The 24229-nt window shown below is 61.1% G+C and carries 22 protein-coding genes; 14 read left to right on the top strand and 8 right to left on the bottom strand.

The window, feature by feature from the left end; all coding sequences use genetic code 11:
• Positions 1–41 precede the first annotated feature (41 nt).
• On the bottom strand, positions 42–356 hold the full coding sequence (gene flgM / locus J3P92_RS18885) for a flagellar biosynthesis anti-sigma factor FlgM (protein WP_420767486.1): 315 nt from the start codon (positions 354–356) through the stop codon (positions 42–44).
• Positions 357–528: 172 nt separating this feature from the next.
• On the bottom strand, positions 529–1293 hold the full coding sequence (gene flgA / locus J3P92_RS18880; protein WP_420767485.1) for a flagellar basal body P-ring formation chaperone FlgA: 765 nt from the start codon (positions 1291–1293) through the stop codon (positions 529–531).
• A 78-nt stretch (positions 1294–1371) separates the two neighbouring features.
• On the opposite strand from flgA, the gene J3P92_RS18875 reads away from it, so the two are divergent.
• The 6 genes from J3P92_RS18875 (at position 1372) to flgE (ending at position 6454) form a co-directional block, all read left to right on the top strand.
• On the top strand, positions 1372–2298 hold the full coding sequence (locus tag J3P92_RS18875; protein ID WP_420767484.1) for a chemotaxis protein CheV: 927 nt from the start codon (positions 1372–1374) through the stop codon (positions 2296–2298).
• A 54-nt stretch (positions 2299–2352) separates the two neighbouring features.
• Positions 2353–3180, top strand: a complete 828-nt coding sequence (gene cheR / locus J3P92_RS18870) for a protein-glutamate O-methyltransferase CheR (RefSeq protein ID WP_434607332.1) — start codon at positions 2353–2355, stop codon at positions 3178–3180.
• Between the two features lie 354 nt (positions 3181–3534).
• Positions 3535–3942, top strand: coding sequence for a flagellar basal body rod protein FlgB (gene flgB, locus J3P92_RS18865; protein WP_420767482.1), 408 nt, complete (start codon positions 3535–3537; stop codon positions 3940–3942).
• A 3-nt stretch (positions 3943–3945) separates the two neighbouring features.
• Entirely contained in the window at positions 3946–4389 is a 444-nt protein-coding gene (gene flgC / locus J3P92_RS18860) for a flagellar basal body rod protein FlgC (protein ID WP_039591882.1), read from the top strand.
• A 15-nt stretch (positions 4390–4404) separates the two neighbouring features.
• A complete protein-coding gene (gene flgD, locus J3P92_RS18855; RefSeq protein WP_420767481.1) occupies positions 4405–5127 on the top strand; it encodes a flagellar hook assembly protein FlgD in 723 nt (240 codons plus the stop codon).
• A gap of 28 nt (positions 5128–5155) precedes the next feature.
• Positions 5156–6454, top strand: a complete 1299-nt coding sequence (gene flgE / locus J3P92_RS18850; RefSeq protein ID WP_420767480.1) for a flagellar hook protein FlgE — start codon at positions 5156–5158, stop codon at positions 6452–6454.
• 221 nt (positions 6455–6675) lie between these two features.
• On the opposite strand, the gene J3P92_RS18845 is transcribed toward flgE, so the two are convergent.
• Positions 6676–9567: a ribonucleoside-diphosphate reductase subunit alpha gene (locus J3P92_RS18845; protein WP_420767479.1), complete on the bottom strand. Its 2892-nt coding sequence runs from the start codon at positions 9565–9567 to the stop codon at positions 6676–6678.
• Between the two features lie 823 nt (positions 9568–10390).
• On the opposite strand from J3P92_RS18845, the gene J3P92_RS18840 reads away from it, so the two are divergent.
• Complete coding sequence (locus tag J3P92_RS18840; protein ID WP_420767478.1) at positions 10391–11113, top strand: response regulator; 723 nt, start codon at positions 10391–10393, stop codon at positions 11111–11113.
• Positions 11110–12720: an ATP-binding protein gene (locus tag J3P92_RS18835; RefSeq protein ID WP_420767477.1), complete on the top strand. Its 1611-nt coding sequence runs from the start codon at positions 11110–11112 to the stop codon at positions 12718–12720. The genes J3P92_RS18840 and J3P92_RS18835 overlap by 4 nt, the downstream gene beginning before the upstream one ends.
• Before the next feature lie 47 nt (positions 12721–12767).
• On the opposite strand, the gene J3P92_RS18830 is transcribed toward J3P92_RS18835, so the two are convergent.
• Both J3P92_RS18830 and J3P92_RS18825 read right to left on the bottom strand, forming a co-directional pair.
• Positions 12768–13493: a 4'-phosphopantetheinyl transferase family protein gene (locus J3P92_RS18830; RefSeq protein WP_434648665.1), complete on the bottom strand. Its 726-nt coding sequence runs from the start codon at positions 13491–13493 to the stop codon at positions 12768–12770.
• A 197-nt stretch (positions 13494–13690) separates the two neighbouring features.
• Entirely contained in the window at positions 13691–14479 is a 789-nt protein-coding gene (locus J3P92_RS18825; protein WP_434560219.1) for a dienelactone hydrolase family protein, read from the bottom strand.
• A gap of 143 nt (positions 14480–14622) precedes the next feature.
• Here J3P92_RS18825 and J3P92_RS18820 point away from each other — a divergent pair, with 143 nt between their 5' ends.
• The 3 genes from J3P92_RS18820 to J3P92_RS18810 all read left to right on the top strand — a co-directional run bounded on the left by J3P92_RS18820 (position 14623) and on the right by J3P92_RS18810 (position 17336).
• Positions 14623–15222: a hypothetical protein gene (locus tag J3P92_RS18820; RefSeq protein WP_420767474.1), complete on the top strand. Its 600-nt coding sequence runs from the start codon at positions 14623–14625 to the stop codon at positions 15220–15222.
• Positions 15223–15315: 93 nt separating this feature from the next.
• Positions 15316–15993 carry a response regulator gene (locus J3P92_RS18815; protein WP_434560215.1) on the top strand — a complete coding sequence of 226 codons (678 nt, stop codon included), beginning with the start codon at positions 15316–15318 and terminating at the stop codon, positions 15991–15993.
• Positions 15990–17336: an ATP-binding protein gene (locus J3P92_RS18810; protein WP_434560213.1), complete on the top strand. Its 1347-nt coding sequence runs from the start codon at positions 15990–15992 to the stop codon at positions 17334–17336. Before J3P92_RS18815 ends, J3P92_RS18810 begins: the two co-directional genes overlap by 4 nt.
• 181 nt (positions 17337–17517) lie before the next feature.
• On the opposite strand, the gene J3P92_RS18805 is transcribed toward J3P92_RS18810, so the two are convergent.
• Positions 17518–18516, bottom strand: coding sequence for an AraC family transcriptional regulator (locus tag J3P92_RS18805; protein ID WP_434648663.1), 999 nt, complete (start codon positions 18514–18516; stop codon positions 17518–17520).
• Between the two features lie 333 nt (positions 18517–18849).
• Between J3P92_RS18805 and J3P92_RS18800 the strand changes: the two genes are divergently transcribed.
• Positions 18850–20181, top strand: coding sequence for a dicarboxylate/amino acid:cation symporter (locus J3P92_RS18800; protein WP_420767470.1), 1332 nt, complete (start codon positions 18850–18852; stop codon positions 20179–20181).
• Positions 20182–20489: 308 nt separating this feature from the next.
• A complete protein-coding gene (locus J3P92_RS18795) occupies positions 20490–21671 on the top strand; it encodes a CaiB/BaiF CoA transferase family protein (RefSeq protein WP_434648661.1) in 1182 nt (393 codons plus the stop codon).
• Positions 21672–21791: 120 nt separating this feature from the next.
• On the opposite strand, the gene J3P92_RS18790 is transcribed toward J3P92_RS18795, so the two are convergent.
• Together J3P92_RS18790 and J3P92_RS18785 are read right to left on the bottom strand one after the other, a co-directional pair.
• The gene (locus J3P92_RS18790; RefSeq protein WP_030142420.1) at positions 21792–22286 is read right to left on the bottom strand and encodes a SprT family zinc-dependent metalloprotease; all 495 of its coding nucleotides are present in this window, start codon (positions 22284–22286) and stop codon (positions 21792–21794) included.
• Positions 22287–22456: 170 nt separating this feature from the next.
• The gene (locus tag J3P92_RS18785) at positions 22457–23059 is read right to left on the bottom strand and encodes a Yip1 family protein (protein ID WP_039591896.1); all 603 of its coding nucleotides are present in this window, start codon (positions 23057–23059) and stop codon (positions 22457–22459) included.
• A gap of 318 nt (positions 23060–23377) precedes the next feature.
• On the opposite strand from J3P92_RS18785, the gene ttcA reads away from it, so the two are divergent.
• Positions 23378–24202, top strand: a complete 825-nt coding sequence (gene ttcA / locus J3P92_RS18780) for a tRNA 2-thiocytidine(32) synthetase TtcA (RefSeq protein WP_030142418.1) — start codon at positions 23378–23380, stop codon at positions 24200–24202.
• The last annotated feature ends 27 nt before the right edge of the window (positions 24203–24229 follow it).

The following is a 24229-nucleotide window of genomic DNA, read 5'->3' as shown; positions in this document are numbered from 1 at the left end:
CTTGGGTCTTAAGCGTCCAAAAGCCTGGCGCAGGCGGGGGCCTAGCGCTGGGCTTCGAAGTTGAGCAGCTTGCTGGCTACACGGTTGCTGTCGACTTGATAGCTGCCATCGGCGATTGCTGCTTTCAACGCGGCCACGCGGGCGTTGTCGACGACAGGTTGATCGCGCAGCTTGTCAGTGACCTTCTGCAACTGTTGAGCCTCATTGCTGAGGTGTACCGATTCCCCGTTGCTGACAGTGGCGGCCTGGTCGGCTGGCTTGGATTTGTCGGTTTCGACGGTTTCCTTGCTGGCGCTGGTGCGCGCAGTGCCTGTCAGGGGCGAGGAGCTGTTTAAACGATTGAAATCGATGACCATGGTAAAAAACCTCTGGGTATTTGGACGCTTGCCATGTTTTCGGCCATCCCCAAAAATACTTTAGGCTCATTTTTCAAATGAACGAGCGCACGTCCGCGCTTGCCTTCGTACAAGGCACAGTCTAGGGAACACCGAGGTCAAGCGCCAGCCTGTCTACCCTCCTTACAGCCTCCTACATAGCCACTTCCACCTGGCCAGGCGCTATCACCTGTGCCTTGATGACCCGTTGGGAATTGAGGTTTTTCACCCGAATCTGTTCGCGCATGCCACCGTTGGCCAGGGCCTCGCCGGGCATCCGCACGGCCAGGGTGCCGCTGCGAGCGGTGATGACCACCTGGTCGCCCTTGCGAACCACCTCGGCCTGTTCCAGATGCACCTGGGTCACCACCTGGTCGGCGACCATTGGTCGGACAAGTTTCTGCCCAATGGCCTCATCGACGGACGTCAGGAAACCCTGGCTGATCTGGCTGACGTCGCGCTCACGCAGCACCACGTCCTGCGGCTCGACGATCCCGGCCCGCTTGAGTGGGCGAGTGGTGGTGACAATTTCCCGGTACAGGCGCACTTGAGCGGGCACGAACACCGTCCAGGGCGCGGCGCTATCGCAACGAACCTTCACCGTGACGCGGCCCAGGGGCCTGGCCGGGCTCTCCAGCGAGGCAGTCAATTCCTTGTCGCACATCGGCATCCGCAGGCGCGGGTCGAGCTGGTTGACTTCAATCTCGTAGCGACCTTCGGTTTGACTGGTTGCCAGATAGTCTTCTACGGTGAACTCAAGAAAGCCCTGAGTGACGCCGATAAGGAGATCAGGCAAGGTTACCGCAGCGGCACCAAGGGCAGGACCGCCCGAAGCGAGCAGGCAGGCAGCCAGCAGTGCACCGAGCCAGTGGCGGCAGTGAGTGGTCAGGCGTCGAGAAAATGTCGTTTGTGCGTTCATGCCGGTTCAATAGCAAGCCCCGTGCCGTTTAGTGATGAATGCGCGTCGGACACATTAGCGTTAGGTAGGAGTCAGGGCATGGCGGGAGTGATGGATTCGGTAAACCAGCGCACACAGCTGGTAGGTCAGAATCGCCTGGAGCTGTTGTTGTTCCGTCTTGACGGCCGACAATTGTATGGGATCAACGTGTTCAAGGTTCGCGAGGTGCTGCAATGCCCCAAGCTGACCCTGATGCCGAAATCCAGTCCCGTCGTGTGCGGTGTGGCGAATATCCGGGGAGCGACCATCCCGATTCTCGACCTGGCGATGGCGACCGGTTCCGGCCGACTGCTGGACCAGAGCAATCCGTTTGTGATCATCACCGAGTACAACACCAAGACCCAAGGGTTCCTGGTGCGATCGGTGGAGCGCATCGTCAACATGAACTGGGAAGAGATCCATCCACCACCCAAGGGGACCGGCCGCGACCACTACCTCACGGCGGTGACCCGGGTCGATAACCAGTTGGTGGAAATCATCGACGTGGAGAAAATCCTCGCCGAAGTGGCGCCGACCCCGGAAACGATTTCCGTTGGCGTGATAGATGCCGAGACCCAGCACAAGGCGGTTTCCCTGCGGGTGCTGACCGTCGACGATTCCTCGGTGGCCCGTAAGCAGGTCACACGTTGCCTGCAAACGGTCGGCGTCGAAGTGATTGCGCTGAACGATGGGCGGCAAGCGCTGGATTACCTGCGCAACCTGGTCGACGAAGGCAAGAAGCCGGAAGAGGAGTTCCTGATGATGATCTCCGACATCGAGATGCCGGAGATGGACGGCTACACGCTGACATCGGAAATCCGCAGCGACCCGCGCATGCAAAAGCTGCACATCATCTTGCATACTTCGTTGTCTGGGGTGTTCAACCAGGCAATGGTCAAGAAGGTCGGCGCCGATGACTTCCTGGCCAAGTTCCGGCCCGATGACCTCGCTTCCCGAGTCGTCGAGCGAATCAAGTCAGCAGGCTAAAGGTCGGGCGCGTTGTGCGCCCGGCAAGTCAATACAGTGAAAAGAGGCGGTATTTTGTCTACGGGTAATTTGGATTTCGAACAGTTCCGGGTCTTCCTGGAAAAAGCCTGTGGCATCTTGCTTGGTGAAAACAAGCAGTACCTGGTGTCGAGCCGTCTCAATAAGTTGATGGAACAACAGGGCATCAAGTCATTGGGCGAGTTGGTTCAGCGTATCCAGACCCAGCCGCGCAGTGGCTTGCGCGAGATGGTCGTGGACGCCATGACCACCAACGAAACCCTGTGGTTTCGTGACACCTATCCCTTTGAGGTATTGAAGAACAAGGTATTGCCGGCGGCCATCAAGGCCAGCCCGGGCCAGCGCCTGCGGATCTGGTCGGCGGCCTGTTCGTCGGGGCAGGAACCTTATTCCTTGTCGATGTCCATTGATGAGTTCGAGCGCACCAACATTGGCCAGTTGAAAGGCGGCGTGCAGATCGTCGCCACCGACCTGTCCGGGACCATGCTCAACAACTGCAAGACCGGCGAGTACGACAGCCTGGCCATCGGCCGCGGCCTGTCGCCCGATCGCCTGCAACGTTATTTCGACGCCAAGGGACCGGGCAAATGGGTGGTCAAGGCGCCCATCAAGAGCCGCGTGGAGTTTCGCTCGTTCAACTTGCTGGACAGTTACGCCAGCCTGGGCAAGTTCGACATCGTGTTCTGCCGCAACGTGTTGATCTACTTTTCCGCTGAGGTGAAGAAGGACATCCTGACGCGCATCCACAGCACCCTGAAACCGGGTGGTTATCTGTTCCTGGGTGCATCCGAGGCGTTGAACGGCTTGCCGGACCATTACCAGATGGTCCAGTGCAGCCCAGGGATCATTTACCAGGCGAAGTGATTGGCTTGGATGGTAGAACGGGAGTCCCTAGGGGCTCCCGTTTTTTTTTGCGTGCTCATATTCATTCACCACTGTCCCCTGTGGGAGCGAGCTTGCTCGCGATAGCGGTATTGCAGACGACATCAACGTTGACTGACAGACCGCCATCGCGAGCAAGCTCGCTCCCACATTTTGATTTCCTTTGCCTGGATGAAAGCGGCAGAAAAGCGGCATGCGGCGGAAACCGATTGCCGCTTTTCTGGCATTGCCGCTTTGCCGTTGCCCGCAAAGCCCCGGTTTACGGGCTTTCGGAAAGTGGCACGGCGCTTGCTAAAGCCTTCGTACGTACATTCTGGTCACCCAAAGGTTTCCGACATGAGCATCAGCTTCGATAAAGCGCTCGGTATCCACGAACAGGCCCTGAGCTTCCGCGCCCAGCGTGCCGAAGTCCTGGCCAACAACATCGCCAACGCCGACACGCCGAACTACAAGGCCCGTGACCTGGACTTTTCCAAGGTACTCGCCGAGCAGAACGAGAAGACCAAGAACGGCCACTTCGCCTTGAACATGACCAACAGCCGTCATATCGAAGCCGAAGGCGTAGGCAGCGGCGACGAATCGTTGATGTATCGCACGCCGATGCAGCCCTCGGTCGACCAGAACACCGTGGACGCTCAACTGGAACAGTCCAACTACGCGGAAAACTCCGTGAACTTCCAGGCCAGCTTCACCCTGCTCAACAGTAAATTCAAAGGGCTGGTATCGGCCCTGCGTGGAGAGTAAGTCATGTCGATCGCGAGCGTTTTCAACATCGCCGGCAGTGCCATGAGTGCCCAGACCACTCGCCTGAACACCGTCGCCAGTAACATCGCCAACGCCGAGACCGTTTCGTCAAGCATCGACCAGACCTACCGCGCCCGTCACCCGGTGTTCGCCACCATGTTCCAGGGTGGCCAATCCGGCGGCAGCGATTCGCTGTTCCAGGACCAGGACGCGGCGGGGCAGGGCGTACAGGTGCTCGGCGTCGTTGAAGACCAGAGCAACCTCGAAGCACGTTACGAGCCAAACCATCCGGCCGCGGACGCCAAGGGTTATGTCTATTACCCGAACGTCAACGTCGTCGAAGAAATGGCCGACATGATTTCCGCCAGTCGTTCGTTCCAGACCAACGTCGAAATGATGAACACCGCCAAAACCATGATGCAGAAGGTCCTGACCCTCGGTCAGTGATAAGGGGCGATTCATATGAGCGTCACCAATACAACAGGCGGTTTGAGCCTCAACGAGATTCTGGCCAACTCCTCGGTCAAGACCAATACCAAGGCCGATGGCCTGGGTGCGGCGACCAATGCGGCGAGTGGCAACCAGGAATTGGGCAAGGATGCGTTCCTGCAACTGCTCGTGACCCAGCTGAAAAACCAGAACCCGCTGGAACCCCAGGACAACGGTGAGTTCGTGGCCCAACTGGCGCAATTCAGCAGCCTGGAAGGCATCACCACGCTCAACGAAACCGTGAGCGGCATTGCCGGCAACTACAACTCGTCACAAGCGTTGCAGGCTTCGTCCCTGGTCGGCCGCTCGGTGATCGCTCCGGGTGACAAGGCCGTGGTCGACACCTCCAAGAGCCTCAACGGCACCGTGGTGGTTCCGGCGGCGGTGTCCTCCCTCACCGTCAAGATCATGGACAAGGATGGCAAGACCGTCCGCACCATCGACCTGGGCAGCCAGAAGTCGGGCAACTCTGCCTTCATCTGGGACGGCAAGAACGACGCGGGCACGACGGTAGAGTCGGGCACGTACACCTTCGCGGCCTCGACCACCATCGATGGCAAGGCCACGTCGCTGATCACCAACCTGCCGGCCACGGTCAGCAGCGTGACGATCAGCCAGACGGGCGGTGAGCTGATGCTCAACCTGGCCGGGCTGGGCAGCATCGCCCTGTCCAAAGTACAAACTATTGGTATGTAGAGCCGACTAACCGGCAAAAGGAGTCAACATGTCTTTCAACATCGGCCTTAGCGGTCTCTATGCAGCCAACAAACAGCTGGACGTGACCGGCAACAACATCGCCAACGTGGCGACCACCGGTTTCAAATCGTCCCGCGCGGAATTCGAAGACGTCTACTCGGCCACCAAGCTGGGTTCGGGCAGCAAGACCGTCGGCAACGGAGTGCGCCTGGCCAACGTTTCTCAGCAGTTCGGCCAGGGTGACGTGAACAACACCGGCAACGTGCTGGACATGGGGATCCAGGGCCAGGGCTTCTTTGTCCTGAGCAACGACGGCTCCCTGAGCTACACCCGTGCCGGTACTTTCAAGACCGACAAGGAAGGCTACGTCACCAACAGCGATGGCACGGCTCGTTTGCAGGGCTATGGCGTGGATGCCAACGGCAAGATCCTCAACGGTATCCTGACCGACCTGCGCATCGACACCTCGAACCTGCCGCCGCAAGCCACCAGCCTGGTTTCGTCGACCATCAACCTGAACTCGACGGCGACGCCGATCACTGCCGCGTTCAACCCGGCTGACACGGCGACCTTTACCAAGCAGTTCACCACCCCGATCTACGACACCCAGGGTAACCAGCACTCGATGGACCAATACATGGTCAAGACAGGCTCCAATACCTGGAACGTCTATACCTTGATCGATGGTCGTAACCTCGATGGCAGCTTGCCGACCACGACCGGTGCGACCGCGCCTGTTCCTTCGACCATGAACTTCGATTCGAGCGGCAAGTTGACCACGGTCACCACTCCGCCAGCGACCGTCAATAGCGATCTGGTGTTGACCGGCTGGGTTCCGGGCACCGTGACCAACGGAACCTGGACCGCCAACGGCGCCGCCAGCGCACCGACCATCACGATTTCGATGGGCAACACCACTCAGTTCAACGCCGACACCGCTCGTTCGATTCCTGCCCAGAACGGCTATGCCACCGGCCAGATCACCAACCTGACCATCGATGGCAGCGGTGTGATGCTCGCCAACTTCAGCAACAACCAGACCAAGCCGATCGGCCAGATCGCCCTTGCCAGCTTCACCAACGAGCAAGGCCTGCAGCCAGTAGGCGGCACCAGCTGGAAGGAAACGTTCGCCTCGGGTATCCCGGGCTACGATGCTCCACAGACCGGCACCCTGGGTTCGATCGTCTCCAACTCCCTGGAGGAGTCCAACGTCAACCTGACCAACGAACTGGTCGAGCTGATCAAGGCGCAGAGCAATTACCAGGCGAACGCCAAGACCATCTCTACCCAGAGCACCATCATGCAGACCATCATTCAGATGGCTTGATGCCGAAGGTCGCTTGAAAGCTGCACAAGGAGCCCCTCGAAAGAGGGGCTTTTTCATGAGCTTCAGTTTTGTATTGCTTGGGCCTGCCTCTTCGCGAGCAGGCTCGCGAAGAGGCAGGCCCAGGCGCCTACTTTTCGCCAGGCAAAAGAAAACCCCCGATAAACCAGCGGTCTATCGGGGGCTTCTTTCAGCGGGCGCCTTTACGCGCCCACCCGCTCAGCTTATTGGCAAGCTTCGCAATCCGGCTCGTCGATCGCGCAGGCTTTTGGCACTGGCGCAGGTCCTGCTGGAGCAGCCAGGACTGAGTCATCACCGTGGTTGCCGCCAGCGGAAACCGCGTTCAGCTTGCCGGTGTTGATGGTCGACTTCTCGGTGCTGGTGGCGGCCAAGGCACGGAGGTAGTAAGTCGTTTTCAGGCCACGGTACCAAGCCATGCGGTAGGTCACGTCCAGCTTCTTGCCCGAGGCGCCGGCGATGTACAGGTTCAGCGACTGAGCCTGGTCGATCCACTTCTGGCGACGGCTGGCGGCGTCTACGATCCACTTGGTGTCCACTTCGAACGCGGTCGCATAGAGCGCTTTGAGCTCTTGCGGGATGCGCTCGATCTGCTGCACCGAACCGTCGTAGTACTTCAAGTCGTTGATCATGACCGAGTCCCACAGGCCGCGGGCCTTGAGGTCGCGAACCAGGTACGGGTTGATCACGGTGAATTCGCCCGACAGGTTCGATTTCACGTACAGGTTCTGGTAGGTCGGTTCGATCGACTGCGACACGCCAGTGATGTTGGCGATGGTGGCGGTCGGTGCGATGGCCATGATGTTGGAGTTACGGATGCCTTTCTGCACACGGGCGCGAACCGGTGCCCAGTCCAGGGTTTCCTTCAGATCCACGTCGATGTACTTCTCGCCGCGCTGGGCGATCAGGATCTGTTGCGAGTCCAGCGGCAGGATGCCCTGGGACCACAGCGAACCCTGGAACGTCTCGTACGAACCGCGCTCGTCGGCCAGGTCGCAGGAAGCCTGGATCGCGTAGTAGCTGACCGCTTCCATGGACTTGTCGGCGAACTCGACCGCAGCGTCCGAACCGTACGGGATGTGCTGCAGGTACAGCGCGTCCTGGAAGCCCATGATGCCCAGGCCGACCGGACGGTGCTTGAAGTTGGAGTTCTTCGCTTGCGGCACCGAGTAGTAGTTGATGTCGATCACGTTGTCGAGCATGCGCACGGCGGTGTTCACGGTGCGTTGCAGCTTGGCGGTGTCCAGCTTGCCGTCGACGATGTGGTTCGGCAGGTTGATCGAGCCCAGGTTGCAGACCGCGATCTCGTCCTTGTTGGTGTTCAGGGTGATCTCGGTGCACAGGTTCGAGCTGTGGACCACGCCCACGTGCTGCTGCGGGCTGCGCAGGTTGCACGGGTCCTTGAAGGTCAGCCATGGGTGGCCGGTCTCGAACAGCATCGACAGCATCTTGCGCCACAGGTCTTTGGCCTGGACGACTTTGAACAGCTTGATCTTGTTGTACTCGGTCAGGGCTTCGTAGTACTCGTAGCGCTCTTCGAAGGCCTTGCCGGTCAGGTCATGCAGGTCCGGCACTTCGGACGGCGAGAACAGGGTCCACTTGCCGTCATCGAAGACGCGCTTCATGAACAGGTCAGGGATCCAGTTGGCGGTGTTCATGTCGTGGGTACGACGACGATCATCACCGGTGTTCTTGCGCAGCTCGATGAACTCTTCGATGTCCATGTGCCAGGTTTCCAGGTAGGCACAGACCGCGCCCTTGCGCTTGCCGCCCTGGTTGACCGCAACGGCGGTGTCGTTGACCACTTTGAGGAACGGCACGACGCCCTGGGATTTGCCGTTGGTGCCCTTGATGTACGAGCCCAATGCGCGGACCGGGGTCCAGTCGTTGCCCAGGCCACCGGCGAATTTGGACAGCATGGCGTTGTCGTGGATTGCGCCGTAGATGCCCGACAGGTCGTCCGGCACGGTGGTCAGGTAGCAGCTCGACAGCTGTGGACGCAGGGTGCCGGCGTTGAACAGGGTCGGGGTCGAGGCCATGTAGTCGAAGGACGACAACAGGTTGTAGAACTCGATCGCACGGTCTTCACGCTGCTTCTCTTCGATCGCCAGGCCCATGGCCACGCGCATGAAGAAGACCTGCGGCAGTTCGAAGCGCACGCCATCCTTGTGGATGAAGTAACGGTCGTACAGGGTTTGCAGGCCCAGGTAGGTGAATTGCTGGTCACGCTCGTGGTTGATCGCCTTGCCGAGTTTTTCCAGGTCGAATTCGGCCAGGACAGGGTTCAGCAATTCGTACTCGATCCCCTTGGCGACATAGGCCGGCAGGGCCTTGGCGTACAGGTCGGCCATTTCGTGGTGGGTCGCGCTCTCGGCGACTTCCAGGAAGCTCAGGCCTTCGGCGCGCAGGGTGTCCATCAGCAGGCGCGCGGTCACGAACGAGTAGTTCGGCTCGCGTTCCACCAGGGTCCGCGCGGTCATCACCAGGGCGGTGTTGACGTCCTTGAGGGCGACGCCGTCATAGAGGTTCTTCAGGGTTTCGCGCTGGATCAGGTCGCCATCGACTTCTTCCAGACCTTCGCAGGCCTCGGTGACGATGGTGTTCAGCCGGCCCATGTCCAGCGGCGCGAGGCTGCCGTCGGCGCGTGCGATGCGGATCGAAGGGTGAGCCTGGACCGGCGCGTCGGCCGGCGCGCGGGTGGCGCGCTCCTTGGCGCGGGAGTCACGGTAGATCACGTAGTCGCGAGCCACTTTCTGCTCGCCGGCACGCATCAGGGCCAGTTCGACCTGGTCCTGGATTTCTTCGATGTGGATGGTGCCGCCCGAAGGCATGCGACGCTTGAAGGTCGCGGTGACCTGTTCGGTCAGGCGGGCGACGGTGTCGTGGATTCGCGACGAGGCGGCAGCGGTGCCGCCCTCAACTGCGAGGAACGCTTTGGTGATGGCGACGGTGATCTTGTCATCGGTGTAGGGAACGACAGTGCCGTTACGCTTGATCACGCGCAGTTGGCCCGGCGCGGTGGCGGACAGATCCGGGCTCGAATCGGCGGCCAGCGGCGCGGTGCCCTGCGGGTTCTCGCGAGTTGTGTCGGTGTGCATGGGTGTCTCCACGTTCTCTATGTTTATTTGGGCACCATCACGGTGCCCACCGTTCCGTCCTGAAGCACTACAACCGACTGGCGCCGGGTATAACAACTTCGGGACAGTAGGGCGCGGGCCTGCGGCGTCGCGTCCATCCGAAGTTCTTGGATCGCGAGCCTGGGCTCGGAACCTGGTTTATCAAGGTGGCAGCAAAGGACTGCAACACCCGTACCGTTCCGGTCGTTTTCGACTTTGGAAACGGTTGCCATCCGCAGGGGCGGTCTGGACTTGTGAAACAGCGGTGTTGCAGAAGGACAGAGGCGAGAAAAGCGCTTGAATTCTCTATCCGACTTGTGTTTGGTTTTTGGCCGAAAACCCTACATGTAGGGTTTTTTACGCGGCGGGCTACAAGATAATGCGTTTTCGGACATGAATCAACGTGCTGCCTGTGGATAAGCCTGTGCGTAATTTGTGTGCGAAACGAGGAACTCCTCTGTAGGCCGCGACCTAGCTGGAGCGAGCCTTTTTTCAACGATTCTGACGACTCGAAAACCGGCCGGAGTTTTTTGCGGGCGCGGACGTTACCACACAAATCCAGCCCGACCGAACGCATTTGTCCGCTTGTTTTCTGCGCAAGCCGCGTTTATACAATCGGCCGGTGCATGGGCGTGTTTATCCTCCTTTAACATGACAAACGATGGAGGGGCGGTGGGCATTGTGGGAGCGAGCTTGCTCGCGATAGCGTCGGACCGGTAACGGTGATGCTGGCTGACCCACCGCCATCGCGAGCAAGCTCGCTCCCACAGAGTTCCATGTGCCCCACAACAATAAGAGGCCCCCAGTGGAACAAGAAGCCTGGCAGATATTGATTGTCGAGGATGACCAGCGTCTGGCCGAGCTGACCCGCGAATACCTGGAAAGCAATGGCCTTCGCGTCGCCATCGAGGGCAACGGCGCGGTCGCGGCGCAGCGGATCATCGACGAGCAGCCGGACCTGGTGATCCTCGACCTGATGCTGCCCGGCGAAGATGGCCTGAGCATCTGCCGCAAAGTGCGCGAGCACTACGACGGCCCGATCCTCATGCTGACGGCGCGTACCGACGACACCGACCAGATCCAGGGCCTGGACCTTGGGGCTGATGACTATGTCTGCAAGCCGGTGCGGCCACGCCTGTTGCTGGCGCGCATCCAGGCTCTGTTGCGGCGCAGCGAGCCGGAGCCGTCCGTGCCGCAGAAACCGCGCCGCCTGGAGTTCGGGCCGCTGGTGGTCGACGACGCCTTGCGCGAAGCCTGGTTGCAGGACAAGGGGATCGAGCTGACCAGCGCCGAATTCGACCTGCTGTGGCTGCTGGTGTCCAATGCCGGGCGCATCCTGTCTCGCGAGGAAATCTTCACTGCCCTGCGCGGGATCGGCTACGACGGCCAGGACCGCTCCATCGACGTGCGCATCTCGCGCATCCGCCCCAAGATCGGTGACGACCCCGACCATCCACGGTTGATCAAGACCATTCGCAGCAAAGGCTACCTGTTCGTTCCCGAAGCTTGCGTAGACGCCGCTCCGTGAACTCGATCTTCCTGCGCATCTATGGCGGCATGTGCGCGGCCCTGGTGTTGGTCGCGGTACTGGGCGTACTGGCGCTGCATCAGCTCAACCAGACGCGTGCCGAGCAGTACCGCGAGCGCCTGGCCCATGGCACGTTTTCCTTGATGGCCGATAATCTGCGGCCGATGAACGGCACGGAGCGCCGTCGTGCCCTGGCGGTGTGGGCGCGCCTGCTGGGCATCCCGCTGGAACTGCAGGCGCTCAGCCAGGCCGACCTCGACCTGGGCCAGCGCACCCGCGTGCTGCGCGGGCAGGTCCTGGTGGAACAGACCGGCCCCCACGCGGCGAAGGTCTATCGGCTGGTCAGCGACGGCGAGCAGTTGACATTGGTAGGGGAGGTTCGCCAGATCAGTGAGCAATTGGCCCGGGCGACAATCTATTTACTGGCCGACGAACTGGTGCGTTACCCGGTGGCCGAGCAGCCCGAGCGGCTTGCACAACTCAAACAGGAAAAGGGCTTCGGTTTCGACCTGCGCCTGATGACCGTCGACCAGGCGGACATGGACGAAGACCAGCGTCGTCGGGTGTCCGAGGGCGATACGGTGATGGCCCTGGGCAAGGGCGGCGACTCGATCCGGGTATTCGCCGGGATGGTTGGCACGCCGTGGGTCCTGGAAATCGGCCCCTTGTACCAGATGAATCCGTACCCGCCCGAATGGCTGGTGCTGATCGCGGCGCTGGGCTTGAGCCTGATCGGTTTGATCGTCTACCTGCTGGTACGCCAGTTGGAGCGACGGCTGCGCGGCCTGGAATCGGCCGCCACCCAGATTGCCCAGGGCAGCCTGGAGACCCGCGTGCCGGCCAGGGGCGCTGACTCGGTGGGGCGTCTGGCCGCTGCGTTCAATGCAATGGCCGAGCACTTGCAGCAGTTGTTGGCGATCCAGCGGGAGCTGGTGCGCGCGGTGTCCCACGAATTGCGCACGCCTGTGGCGCGCCTGCGCTTCGGCCTGGAAATGCTCGGCAGCGCCAGCACGCCCGAGGCCCGGGACAAATACCTGGCGGGCATGGACCACGACATCGAAGACCTGGATCGGTTGGTGGATGAAATGCTGACGTATGCGCGCCTGGAGCAGGGGTCGCCGGCGTTGAACTTCCAGCGGGTGGATCTGGATGCGCTGGTCAATCAGGTCATAGAAGAACTGGGACCTTTACGCGCCGGGATCACGGTGGAGCGTGGCCTGTGCCTGTCGGCCGCCGATTGCGACGACGCCTGGGTCGAGGCTGAGCCGCGCTTCCTGCATCGCGCCCTGCAGAATCTGGTGGGCAACGCCATGCGCCATGCCCGATCACGGGTGACAGTGAGTTACCAGGTGGGCCAGTTGCGCTGCCGGGTCGACGTCGAGGATGACGGGCCGGGAGTGCCGGAGGCCGCGTGGGAACGGGTATTCAAGCCGTTCCTGCGCCTGGACGACAGCCGGGCCCGCGCCTCGGGTGGCCATGGATTGGGGCTGTCGATCGTGCGCCGGATCATTCATTGGCATGACGGCCGGGCCTTGATCAACAAGAGCAAAAGCCTGGGCGGGGCGTGTTTCAGCTTGAGTTGGCCGAGGCATCAGGATCGGTCCTGAAAGGTGCGGCGCCTATGCCGCCCCTTCGCGAGCAGGCACTGGAGGTCTCAGGCCTCGATCCCCACCAGGCTCAACAACTGCCCATCCTTCACCCCGAACTGCCCTTGCAACTCACTGCCATGGCGCCACTCGGGCGAAAGATCGGTCAGTAGTCGCAGCCGCACCTGCCCATCATGGGACCACTCCAGCACCTCGGCATGTTCGAAATAGAAACGTTGCCCAACGATCGGGTACAGCGCCTTGAACAGGCTTTCCTTGACCGAGAAGGTCAGCGTAACCAGCAGCGCACGATCATCGCGCGAGACGGTCGCCATGCGCAGCAGTTCCGCAGGCGTGAGGATCTCGCCCGCCAGGCGCTCGGCGCGTTCGGGGTCGAGCAGGTTTTCCAGGTCCATGCCCAGCCCTTGCCAACGCTGCTTCTTCGCGACAATGGCGGCCGCCCGGCCGGTACTGTGGGTGATCGAACCGCTGACATGGGCGGGCCACACCGGTGCGCGGTCTTCGCCGATGGCGGGAATACAGGCGATTCCATCAAGCCGATGCAAGGCCGCCCGGGCGCAGACTCGCCCGGCGAGGAACTCCGCCTGGCGCTTGGCCACCGAGCGCTGGATGCTCGCTGGCGGCTCGATAGCGCTGTTGGGGAAATCGGCGGCGACGAGCAGCAGCGGATCGAAACGCGTACTGAGCAGCACCGTATCGGCCAGGGCATCGGGCAGCAGCCACTGTTCATCCAGAGGCGAGCAGCAGGCGGGCAGGGCGGGGAGTGGGTTCATGCCCGGCATTTTGCCGGGTTGGCTTGAGGCTGGGTAGTGGGGACGTTTGTGTGGAGCATGGCTGTCGTTTGTGGCGAGGGGATTTATCCCCGCTGGAGTGCGAAGCGCTCCCAATCGATCGGCCTCCGCAGTGTGTCAGGCCTGACGAAGGGGCCGCTTCGCAGCCCAGCGGGGATAAATCCCCTCGCCACGGGGTGTCAGAAAATCTTCTTGAAGAACTTCTGCATGTCCGCCCATGACTTCTCATCGGCTTCCTTGTTGTAGCCGATGTCCGGCCCGCCATGCTCGCCATGGCTCAGGCGGTCGGCGTCGGGGTTGCTGAAGCCGTGCTTGGCGCCGTCGAGGCTGACGAACTTATAGTCGGCGCCGGCCTTGTCCATCTCGCTCTTGAACGCGGTCACGTTGTCTTCGGTGACCATGCTGTCCAGCGCGCCGTGCTCCACCAGGATCTTGGCTTTGACACTGCCTGGGGTGGCCGGGGTTTTGGTGACGAGGGCGCCATGGAAACTCACCACGCCAGCCAATGGGACGCCCTGGCGAGCGGCGTCCAGCACCACCTTGCCACCGAAGCAATAGCCGATGGCGGCAAGTTTGTCCGGATCGGTCTGAGGTTGTTTCTTCAGCAGGTCGAGCCCGGCCTGGAAGCGCGCGCTGGCCGCCTTGCCGTCCTTGAGCGCGGCCTGCATGAAGGCCAGGGCGTCCTTGGGGTGCTCGGTATTCTTGCCGTCACCGTACATGTCGATCGCCAGGGCGCTGTAGCCCAGGCCGGCAAGGTCGCGGGCGCGGCGCTTGGCGTAATCATTCAGTCCCCACCATTCATGCACCACCACCACGCCCGGGCGCGGGCCCTTGACCGCGTCGTCGTAGGCGTAATAGCCGATCAGCTTCGTGCCGTCGGCACTGGTGTAGGGAATCTCCTGGGTCTGGATGGCGGCGTGGCTGGCGCTGCTCAAGGCCAGAAGTACAACGGCAAGCAATCTGCGCATGATCGATCTCCTTAAAAAAGTGGGTGCACACAGACTAGCCGATTCATTCAGCCCAGGTTCAGAGAACGTTCAAGGAGGGTTCAGGGAGCAATGGCTATCGTGGCGGCGACTTCACACAACCCTTGCTTCAAAAGGAACTGATCATGACTCATATGAAAAAACTGCTGCTTGCATTCACTGTATTGGGTGCCACTGCCATGGCCCATGCCGATGACAATTTCGCCAGCCTGACCCTCGGCCAGACCAGTGACAAGGTCAAGAAATCCAACGCGCTGGACCGGAACCTGGGCAATCCGAACGCCGATGGCGTCATTGGCAAGGACACCACCTACGGCCTGCGCCTGGGCCGGCAGAACGATCAAGGCCGCTACTACGCCACCTATGACAACGTGTCGGGCAGCCACAACGGCATCAAGCTGCGCCAGGAAAACCTGCTGGGTAGCTACGATGTGTTTTATCCAGTGACCAGCAGCACCAAATTGTTCGGCGGTGGCACGGCGGGGCTGACCAAGTTGACCCAGGACTCCCCGGGCTTCAGCCGCGACACGGACATCGGCTACGCCGTTGGCTTGCAGGGCGGCGTCCTGCAACAAATTTCGCGAAACACCTCGGTGGAACTGGGGTACCGTTACCTGCGCAGCAATGCCAGCACTGAGATGAGCCCGCACGGGGGCGCGAAGGTCGGCTCCCTGGACCTGACCAGCAGCGCCCAGACTTACCTGTCCGCGAACTACACGTTCTAGGCGGCAGGCAATGGAGACGTGCAGCCGGGTCGGCCCAAGACGACCCGGCGCCTTGTTCGATACTTGCTGTCTTGAATCGCCTGGGAGAGGCCCATGAAACTATTGGTTGTCGAAGACGAAGCGCTGTTGCGTCATCACCTGCAAACCCGTCTCACCGACAGCGGCCATGTGGTGCAGGCCGTGGCCAATGCCGAAGAGGCCTTGTATCAGGTCCGCGAGTTCAATCATGACCTGGCGGTGATCGACCTGGGCCTGCCGGGTATCAGCGGCCTGGAACTGATTCGCCGCCTGCGTTCCCAGGACAAGTCCTTCCCGATCCTGATCCTGACCGCCCGCGGCAACTGGCAGGACAAGGTCGAAGGCCTCGCCGCCGGGGCCGACGACTATGTGGTCAAGCCGTTCCAGTTCGAAGAGCTGGAGGCCCGGCTCAACGCCCTGCTGCGCCGCTCCAGCGGTTTCACCCAGTCGACCATCGTCGCCGGGCCATTGCTGCTCGACCTCAACCGCAAGCAGGCGTCCCTCGATGAAGAACCGCTGGCGCTGACGGCCTACGAATACCGCATCCTCGAATACCTGATGCGCCATCACCAGCAGGTCGTCGCCAAGGACCGCTTGATGGAGCAGCTGTACCCGGATGACGACGAGCGCGATCCCAATGTCATCGAAGTGTTGGTGGGCCGCTTGCGCCGCAAACTGGAAGCCCCGGCCGGCTTCAAGCCGATCGACACCGTGCGGGGCCTGGGTTATCTGTTCAACGAGCGCTGCCAGTGATTCGTTCCCTGCGGCTGCGCTTGATGCTGGCCGCCATGACCCTGGCGGTGTTGTTTATGCTGGCATTGCTGCCGGCGATGCAAGGCGCGTTCAGCCTGGCGTTGCAGGAATCCATCGAGCAACGCCTGGCGTCGGATGTGACCACGCTGATTTCCGCCGCCCGGGTGGAAAACAATCGACTGAAGATGCCGGCGCAACTGCCCGACGAACGCTACAACCTCGCCGATGCCCGGCTGTTGGGCTACATCTATGATCGCGACGGACGCCTGGTCTGGCGTTCGAAGGCGACCCAGGAAGAGCGCATCAATTACGTGCCGCGCTACGACGGGCAGGGCAACCAGTTCGCGCGTATCCGCGAGGATAACGGCCAGGAGTTCTTCGTCTATGACGTCGAGGTCAAGTTGTTGGGCGGCCAGAGCGCGGCGTTCAGTATCGTTACCCTGCAGCCGGTGCGCGACTATGAGGTCACCTTGCAAGGACTGCGGGACAATCTTTATCTGGGGTTTGGCGCTGCCCTGGCGGTATTGCTGGCGCTGTTGTGGATCGGCCTGACCTGGGGGTTGCGCGCCTTGCGGCGCCTGAGCCAGGAGCTGGATGAAATCGAAGCAGGCACCCGCGAAAGCCTCAGCTCCGCCCACCCCCGCGAACTGTTGCGCCTGACCGGCTCCCTCAACCGCCTGTTGCACAGCGAGCGCGAGCAGCGCAGCCGTTATCGGGACTCCCTCGATGACCTGGCTCACAGCCTGAAGACCCCGCTGGCGGTGTTGCAAGGTGTCAGCGAAGACATGGCCCGGCGCCCCCAGGACCGTGGACAGGCGTGGGTGCTGCAAACCCAGATCGAACGCATGAGCCAGCAGATCGGCTATCAGTTGCAGCGCGCCAGCCTGCGTAAAAGCGGTCTGGTGCGGCACCAGGTGCCCTTGCGTCCAGTGCTGCAAAGCTTGTGCGACACCCTCGACAAGGTCTATCGCGACAAGCGCGTTCGGGTCGATTTCGATCTGCCTGAGCAGGGCCAGGTGCCGATCGAACAGGGCGCCCTCCTGGAGATGCTCGGCAATCTTTTGGAGAACGCTTATCGGCTATGCCTGGGGGAGGTTCGGGTCAGCATGCACCAGACCCTCGGCGGTACGGAGTTGAGCGTCGAGGACGACGGCCCGGGTGTGCCACCGGACCAGCGTGCGCGGATTCTCCAACGGGGCGAGCGATTGGATCGCCAGCATCCGGGGCAGGGAATCGGGTTGGCGGTGGTCAAGGACATCATCGAAAGCTACGGCGCGCGATTGACCCTGGGGGATTCGGAGTTGGGCGGCGCGGCGTTTCGGATTCTTTTTCCGGTGGTTTGAGTGGCGTTTCAGTGTGTCGCGAGCCCCTGTGGCGAGGGGATTTATCCCCGCTGGGCTACGCAGTAGCCCCAAATGGGTGGCGGTGGTGTGTCAGACAGAATGCAGGGGGCCGCTTCGCAGCCCAGCGGGGATAAATCCCCTCGCCACAGGGCAGCACACCACAGAAGTGGGATATCCCCCATCAGTTTTCCAACTCCCGATAAGCCCCCGGCGTCACCCCGGTCCACTTCTTGAACGCCCGATGAAACGCCGACGGCTCGGAGAATCCCAACTGTTCGGCAATCTGCTGCAACGACAGATCCGCCCGGCCCAAATGGTAGATGGCGATATCCCGCCGCAACTGATCCTTGAGCTCCTGAAAGCTGGTGCCTTCTTCGCGAAGGTGCCGGCGCAGCGTCTGGGCGCTGATGTGCAGGTGTGCGGCGACGGTGTTCAGGTCGGGCCAGCGCGCCGTGTCGCGGCTGAGGAGGCGGCGCAGTTGGCTGGTCAGGCTGTGGCCGTCGTCTGGGCGCGACAGCAGGTCGGCGGGGGAGCGTTCGAGAAAATGCTTGAGGGTTCGCTCGTCCTGCAGCAAGGGCATTTCCAGGTAGCGACCATGGAATAACAAGCTGCTGCGTCGGGCCTCGAAGACCAGCGGGCAAGGGAACAGCAGGTCGTATTCTGCGCCGTGGCTGGGCTTGGCGTAGCTGAAGGTGGCCTGTTCCAGGCCGATCCGTTGGCCGATCAGCCAACTGCCGAGGCGATGCCAGATGACCAGCAGGCTTTCCGCCAGGAAGTGATCAGGGTCGCGTAGCGTCGACTCGTCCAGGGTCAACCGTACCCGGTCGCCTTCGCTCTCCAGGATCAGGCTCGGCGCATCGGGAAACAGGCTGTAGAACAACAGGCCGCGTTGCAGGGCTTTGCCCAGGGTCCGACAGTGGATCAACGTGTGACACATCATGGCAAACGTCCCCGGTTTACTCGGGGCGCTGCCGAATCCCAGGTATTCGTCCCCCAACGCCACCCACAGCGCCTGCAACAGGCGGGCGAACTGCTCGGGCGCGATGCGTGCCCGCGGCTCGTCGAGCAACTCCGGGCTGATGCCCAGCTGTTGCAGCAGCGACGAATAGTCAAAGCCTTGCCGGCGCGCGCCACCCAGGGCTGCGCGGGCGAAATGGCTGGCAATTGTGCGTTGGCGCATGAGGCATAGATCCGTCCGTTAGGCGAGCGATGGTAGCAGGGCGTCTGCGCTGGACAAGGCGGATATCCGCCAAATCCAGGAGTGAGAAATGGAGTCTTGGCGGGAATCCGCCATCCTTCGCCACCTGTTTAATCGACGATGAATAAACAAAAACGTTATGGGACGCGGGTTGTAGGGCATTTCTTAAAAATGGCACGGGCCTTGCGATGTCCTGTGCAGGTCTGCCCCGTGCAGCCGACAAAACAAATCCCTCCAGTGCAGGAGGGTTCGCAATTGAGGTGTCGTGGACAACAGGTGGATGTTGTCATACGGGACTCTTGAGGAAGGTTTGCCATGACGACTCGTCAGCCCTTGTACAAATCCCTGTATTTCCAGGTAATCGTAGCCATTGCCATCGGCATTTTGCTCGGCCACTTCTACCCGCAGACCGGCGTTGCCCTCAAGCCGTTCGGTGACGGGTTCATCAAGTTGATCAAGATGGTCATCGCCCCGATCATCTTCTGTACCGTCGTCAGTGGTATCGGCGGCATGCAAAACATGAAGTCGGTCGGCAAGACCGGCGGCTACGCGCTGCTGTATTTCGAAATTGTCTCTACCATTGCCCTGCTGATCGGCCTGGTCGTGGTCAACGTCGTGCAACCGGGCAACGGCATGCACATCGACGTAACGACCCTGGACACCAGCAAGATCGCCGGCTTCATCAATGCCGGTAAAGACCAGAGCATCGTTGCCTTCATTCTCAACGTGATCCCTAACACCATCGTCGGCGCGTTCGCCAACGGTGACATCCTGCAAGTGCTGATGTTCTCGGTGCTCTTCGGTTTCGCCCTGCATCGCCTGGGTTCTTATGGCAAGCCGGTGCTGGACTTCATCGACCGTTTCGCCCACGTGATGTTCATCATCATCAACATGATCATGAAGCTGGCCCCGATCGGTGCGTTCGGCGCCATGGCCTTCACCATCGGCGCCTACGGTGTCGGTTCGCTGGTGCAACTGGGCCAGCTGATGATCTGCTTCTACATCACCTGCGTGGTCTTCGTGCTGGTGGTGCTGGGCGCCATCTGCCGCGCCCACGGCTTCAGCGTGGTCAAGCTGATCCGCTACATCCGTGAAGAACTGCTGATCGTGCTGGGTACCTCCTCCTCGGAATCGGCCCTGCCGCGCATGCTGATCAAGATGGAGCGCCTGGGTGCCAAGAAATCCGTGGTGGGTCTGGTGATCCCGACTGGCTACTCGTTCAACCTCGACGGTACTTCGATCTACCTGACCATGGCCGCGGTGTTCATCGCCCAGGCCACCGACACTCCAATGGACATCACGCATCAGATCACCCTGTTGCTGGTCCTGCTGCTGTCGTCCAAAGGCGCTGCCGGCGTGACCGGTAGTGGTTTCATCGTGCTGGCGGCAACCCTGTCGGCCGTGGGCCATCTGCCTGTGGCGGGCCTGGCGCTGATCCTGGGTATCGACCGCTTCATGTCCGAAGCCCGTGCCCTGACCAACCTGGTGGGCAACGCCGTTGCCACGATCGTGGTCGCCAAGTGGGTCAAGGAGCTGGACGAAGACCAGTTGCAGACCGAACTGGCCTCCGGTGGTCGCGGTATCTCCGACGTGCGTGAAGACGACGACGCGGTTGCAACGGCCGAAACCGCGCTGCCAACCAAGTAAGCTTCAGCCCGTAACAAGAAACCCGCTTCGGCGGGTTTTTTGTTGGGCCGTGCTTTCCGGGTGAAGTGCTTTTTGTGGCGAGGGAGCTTGCTCCCGCTGGGTTGCGGAGCGACCCCAGGATGTACCTGCCACTGAGGGGCTTCGCGTAATACGCAAGGGGCTGCTGCGCAGCCCAGCGGGAGCAAGCTCCCTCGCCACGACGGCCCTCTGGATTGAGCGGATTTGTCAGCCTAAACGACACGCTTGGTAATTGCCTCAACGCAAGCCCCTGCCTAGTCTTGGATGCACATCCGAAGCGGAGATTTTCCATGCAAGGCCCACTGGCATCGCTCAAGGTACTGGATTTCTCGACCCTGCTGCCGGGGCCGTTCGCCTCGCTGTTGCTGGCAGACATGGGCGCCGAGGTGCTGCGGATCGAGTCGCCGGACCGTCCGGATCTGTTGCGGATTCTGCCGCCCCATGACCAGGACGTCTCGGCCAGCCATGCCTACCTCAACCGCAACAAGCGCAGCCTGGCCCTGGACCTCAAGCAACCGGCGGCGCTGGAAATCATCAAGCGACTGTCGGACGACCATGACATCCTGCTCGAGCAGTTCCGTCCCGGCGTGATGGAGCGATTGGGGTTGGGGTATGAAGCCCTGAAGGCGATCAATCCGCGGCTGATCTATGTGTCGATTACCGGCTACGGCCAGACCGGCCCCTATCAGGCGCGTGCCGGTCATGACATCAACTACCTGGCATTGGCGGGTCTGGCGAGCCACACCGGGCGTGTCGGCAGCGGGCCGTTGCCGCTGGGGATGCAAGTGGCCGACATCGCCGGCGGCTCTTTGCACGGGGTGATCGGGCTGTTGGCCGCGGTGATTGCACGTCAGCAGACCGGGCAGGGGCAGCACTTGGACGTGAGCATGACCGATTGCGTCTTCAGCCTGAACGCACTGGCTGGCGCCGGTTACCTGGCCTGCGATGTGATGCCTGGGTGGGAGAATCATGTGCTCAACGGCGGCAGCTTCTATGACTATTACCGTACACGCGACGGGCGATGGATGTCGGTGGGCAGCCTGGAGCCGGTCTTCATGCGGGCCCTTTGCGAGACGCTGGGGCGGCCGGAACTGGCGGTCCAGGGGCTATCGCCCAACCTTGAACAGCAACAGGCCCTCAAACTGGCATTGCAAGCCGAGTTCGAGAAACACGACTTTGACGAGCTGTGCCGCTTGTTCGCGAGGGTCGACGCCTGCGTCGAGCCGGTGCTGAGCCTGGAGGAGGCCGTGGGGCATGCGCAATTGCAGGCTCGGGAATTGGTCAAGCAGGTGCCCCGAGGGGATGGTTCGACTCAGGCGCAGATGGCCTGTCCGTTGAAGTTTTCCGAAGGACTGCCCGAGCCTCGGCATATCGGCGCGAGGCTGGGAGCGCACACGGACCAGGTGTTGGGGGAGTTGGGGTTCAGTGAGGAGCGGATTGCCGGGCTGCGTGATGACAGGGTCGTTGTGTAGCGTCCTTTCTGGCCTCATCGCGAGCAGGCTCGCTCCCACAGGTGATTTGTGAACGCCGAAAATCCAGCGTGGTAGCGAGCCTGCTCGCGAAAGCGTCAGCCTGGACACTACAAGAAACAGCTACTCGACCCGCGTCTCCCCACTGAACACCAAAGTATTGCGGCAGCTACGGCACAAGTACCGCCGCCCCTGGCGCACCAGGCGGTGGCGTTGCGCCGTGAATGGGAAGTCGCTGCCGTCGCAAGGGCATTTGTAGATGTACCGGGTTGCGGTACGGCGTTTGATCTCGTAGGTGTGGCAACGGTTGGGTGGCAGTTCGTAGACCCCACGCATGATCAGTTGCCATTCCTCTCCATGGGCCTGGATACGGTCGCCAAACAGTTGGTGGGCGATCAGGTGCGCGACCTCATGGGCCACCGTCTGCTTGAGGAAATCCTCGGCGTTCTCCTGGTACAGCTGTGGATTGAAGCGCAGCAGATTTTCATGAAGGTGCGCGACACCGGCCTTTTGGCCGCGCAACTTGAGGCTGACCACCGGACGTTTGAAAGGACGTTTGAAAAAGGATTCAGCTTGTTGATAACACTCTTCGACGCGGGTATTGAGTTGCTCGAGCATGCTTTACGGGTCTCCAGAAAGCCGAGTATGCCGCAAGCGTTGGCCGTTGCGAATCGTTGAGGCGCCCAGCGGTCGTCCAGGCAGAACCACGCACAGAGGAAGGCCGCCTTGCGGCGGCCTGTGGTGGCAGATCGATTTTGGTTGGAGAGCCTTAATCCTTCAATAATCCTTCAATTGGTATAGACCGGGCCCACGCCCAGCCCCCAGACAATCACCGTGAACGCCATGATCGCCACCAGCACCACCAAACCCACGGCCAGCACCGAACTGGAAAACAGGAAACCTTCGTCCTGAGGGATGTTCATGAAGGTCGGCAGCCCTACGTACAACAGGTAGACCGTGTAGCAGATCGCCGCGGTCCCGACGATCATCCCCAGCCACATGTGGGGATAGAGCGCCGCCAGGCCGCCGATGAACAGCGGTGTCGCGGTGTACGTGGCGAACGCGACGCAGCGAGCCAGGCTCGGATTGGCGTCATAGGTGCGAGCCATCCAGTGGATGAACGCTCCCATCACCGCCACGCCGCCCAACATGGCCAGGTAAGACATGATGGTCATCCACAGGGCGCTTTCCTGGGTGAGCATGACCGGTGGACGATTGCCGATGACCCATCCTACCTGCGTGGTACCGATGAACGCCGATACCGCCGGGATGGCCGCCAGGATCAGCGTGTGGGTGAGGTACATGTGGCTGATGCTTTCCTCCTGATCGCCACGGATTTCCTTCCATTCTTGATCAGGGTGGGTAAAGAGCCCCACGACATGATGGATCATAGTCAGTCACTCCTTTGTTATTGCCATCGCCCCCCAACGGAGCGCCTACGGGCCAATTGGCCAGGTAAGTAAAGGTCTGTAAGTGTGTGCGACCTTATGCCGCAGTATAGGAAGGAGTGGCCCTCAAGGGGATGGGGCGCTTAGAGCAAATCGCGCTGTAGCGGGGAACGCTAATCGCCGTTAGGTCTGTGCGCAGGGTTGCGCAACCCGACGGGGATAAATCCCCTCGCCATAAAGGCACCTGTCGTCAGCCTTCGCCGACAGCCAGTTTTTTGCGTAAAATGCCGGCCTTTCGTCACACCTCACGGATTTCGCGTCATGGGCACTCTTACGGTCAACCAGAACAAACTGCAAAAGCGCCTGCGCCGCCTGGCCGGTGAGGCGGTCGCCGACTACAACATGATCGAGGACGGCGACAAGGTCATGGTCTGCCTGTCCGGCGGCAAGGACAGCTACACCTTGCTCGACGTGCTGATGCATTTACAGAAGGTTGCACCGATCAAGTTCGACATCGTCGCGGTCAACATGGACCAGAAGCAGCCTGGGTTCCCGGAACATGTGCTGCCGGCCTACCTCGAGTCGCTGGGCGTCGAGTACCACATCGTCGAGAAAGACACCTATTCGGTGGTCAAGGAACTGATTCCCGAAGGCAAGACCACTTGTTCGCTGTGCTCACGCTTGCGCCGCGGAACGCTCTACACGTTCGCCGACGAGATTGGCGCGACCAAAATGGCCCTGGGTCACCACCGCGACGACATCGTCGAGACCTTTTTCCTCAACATGTTCTACAACGGCTCGCTCAAGGCCATGCCACCCAAGCTGCGGGCCGACGATGGGCGCAACGTGGTGATTCGCCCGTTGGCGTATTGCAACGAGAAGGACATCCAGGCCTATTCGGATTTCAAGCAATTCCCGATCATCCCGTGCAACCTGTGCGGCTCCCAGGAAAACCTGCAGCGCCAGGTGGTCAAGGAAATGCTCCAGGAATGGGAGCGCAAGACTCCGGGCCGTACCGAGAGCATTTTCCGCGGCTTGCAGAACGTCATCCCGTCGCAACTGGCGGACCGCAACCTGTTCGACTTCACCAACCTGCGCATCGACGAAAACGCCACGCCGCGGTTCGTCAATGTGGTGAACCTGTAAGGTTGCCAACCGGTTTTATCCACGGCG

Origin of the sequence: Pseudomonas sp. D3-27 (assembly GCF_051132165.1) — a bacterium.
Lineage (GTDB): Bacteria > Pseudomonadota > Gammaproteobacteria > Pseudomonadales > Pseudomonadaceae > Aquipseudomonas.
This window is presented reverse-complemented; position numbering and strand designations above follow the sequence as displayed.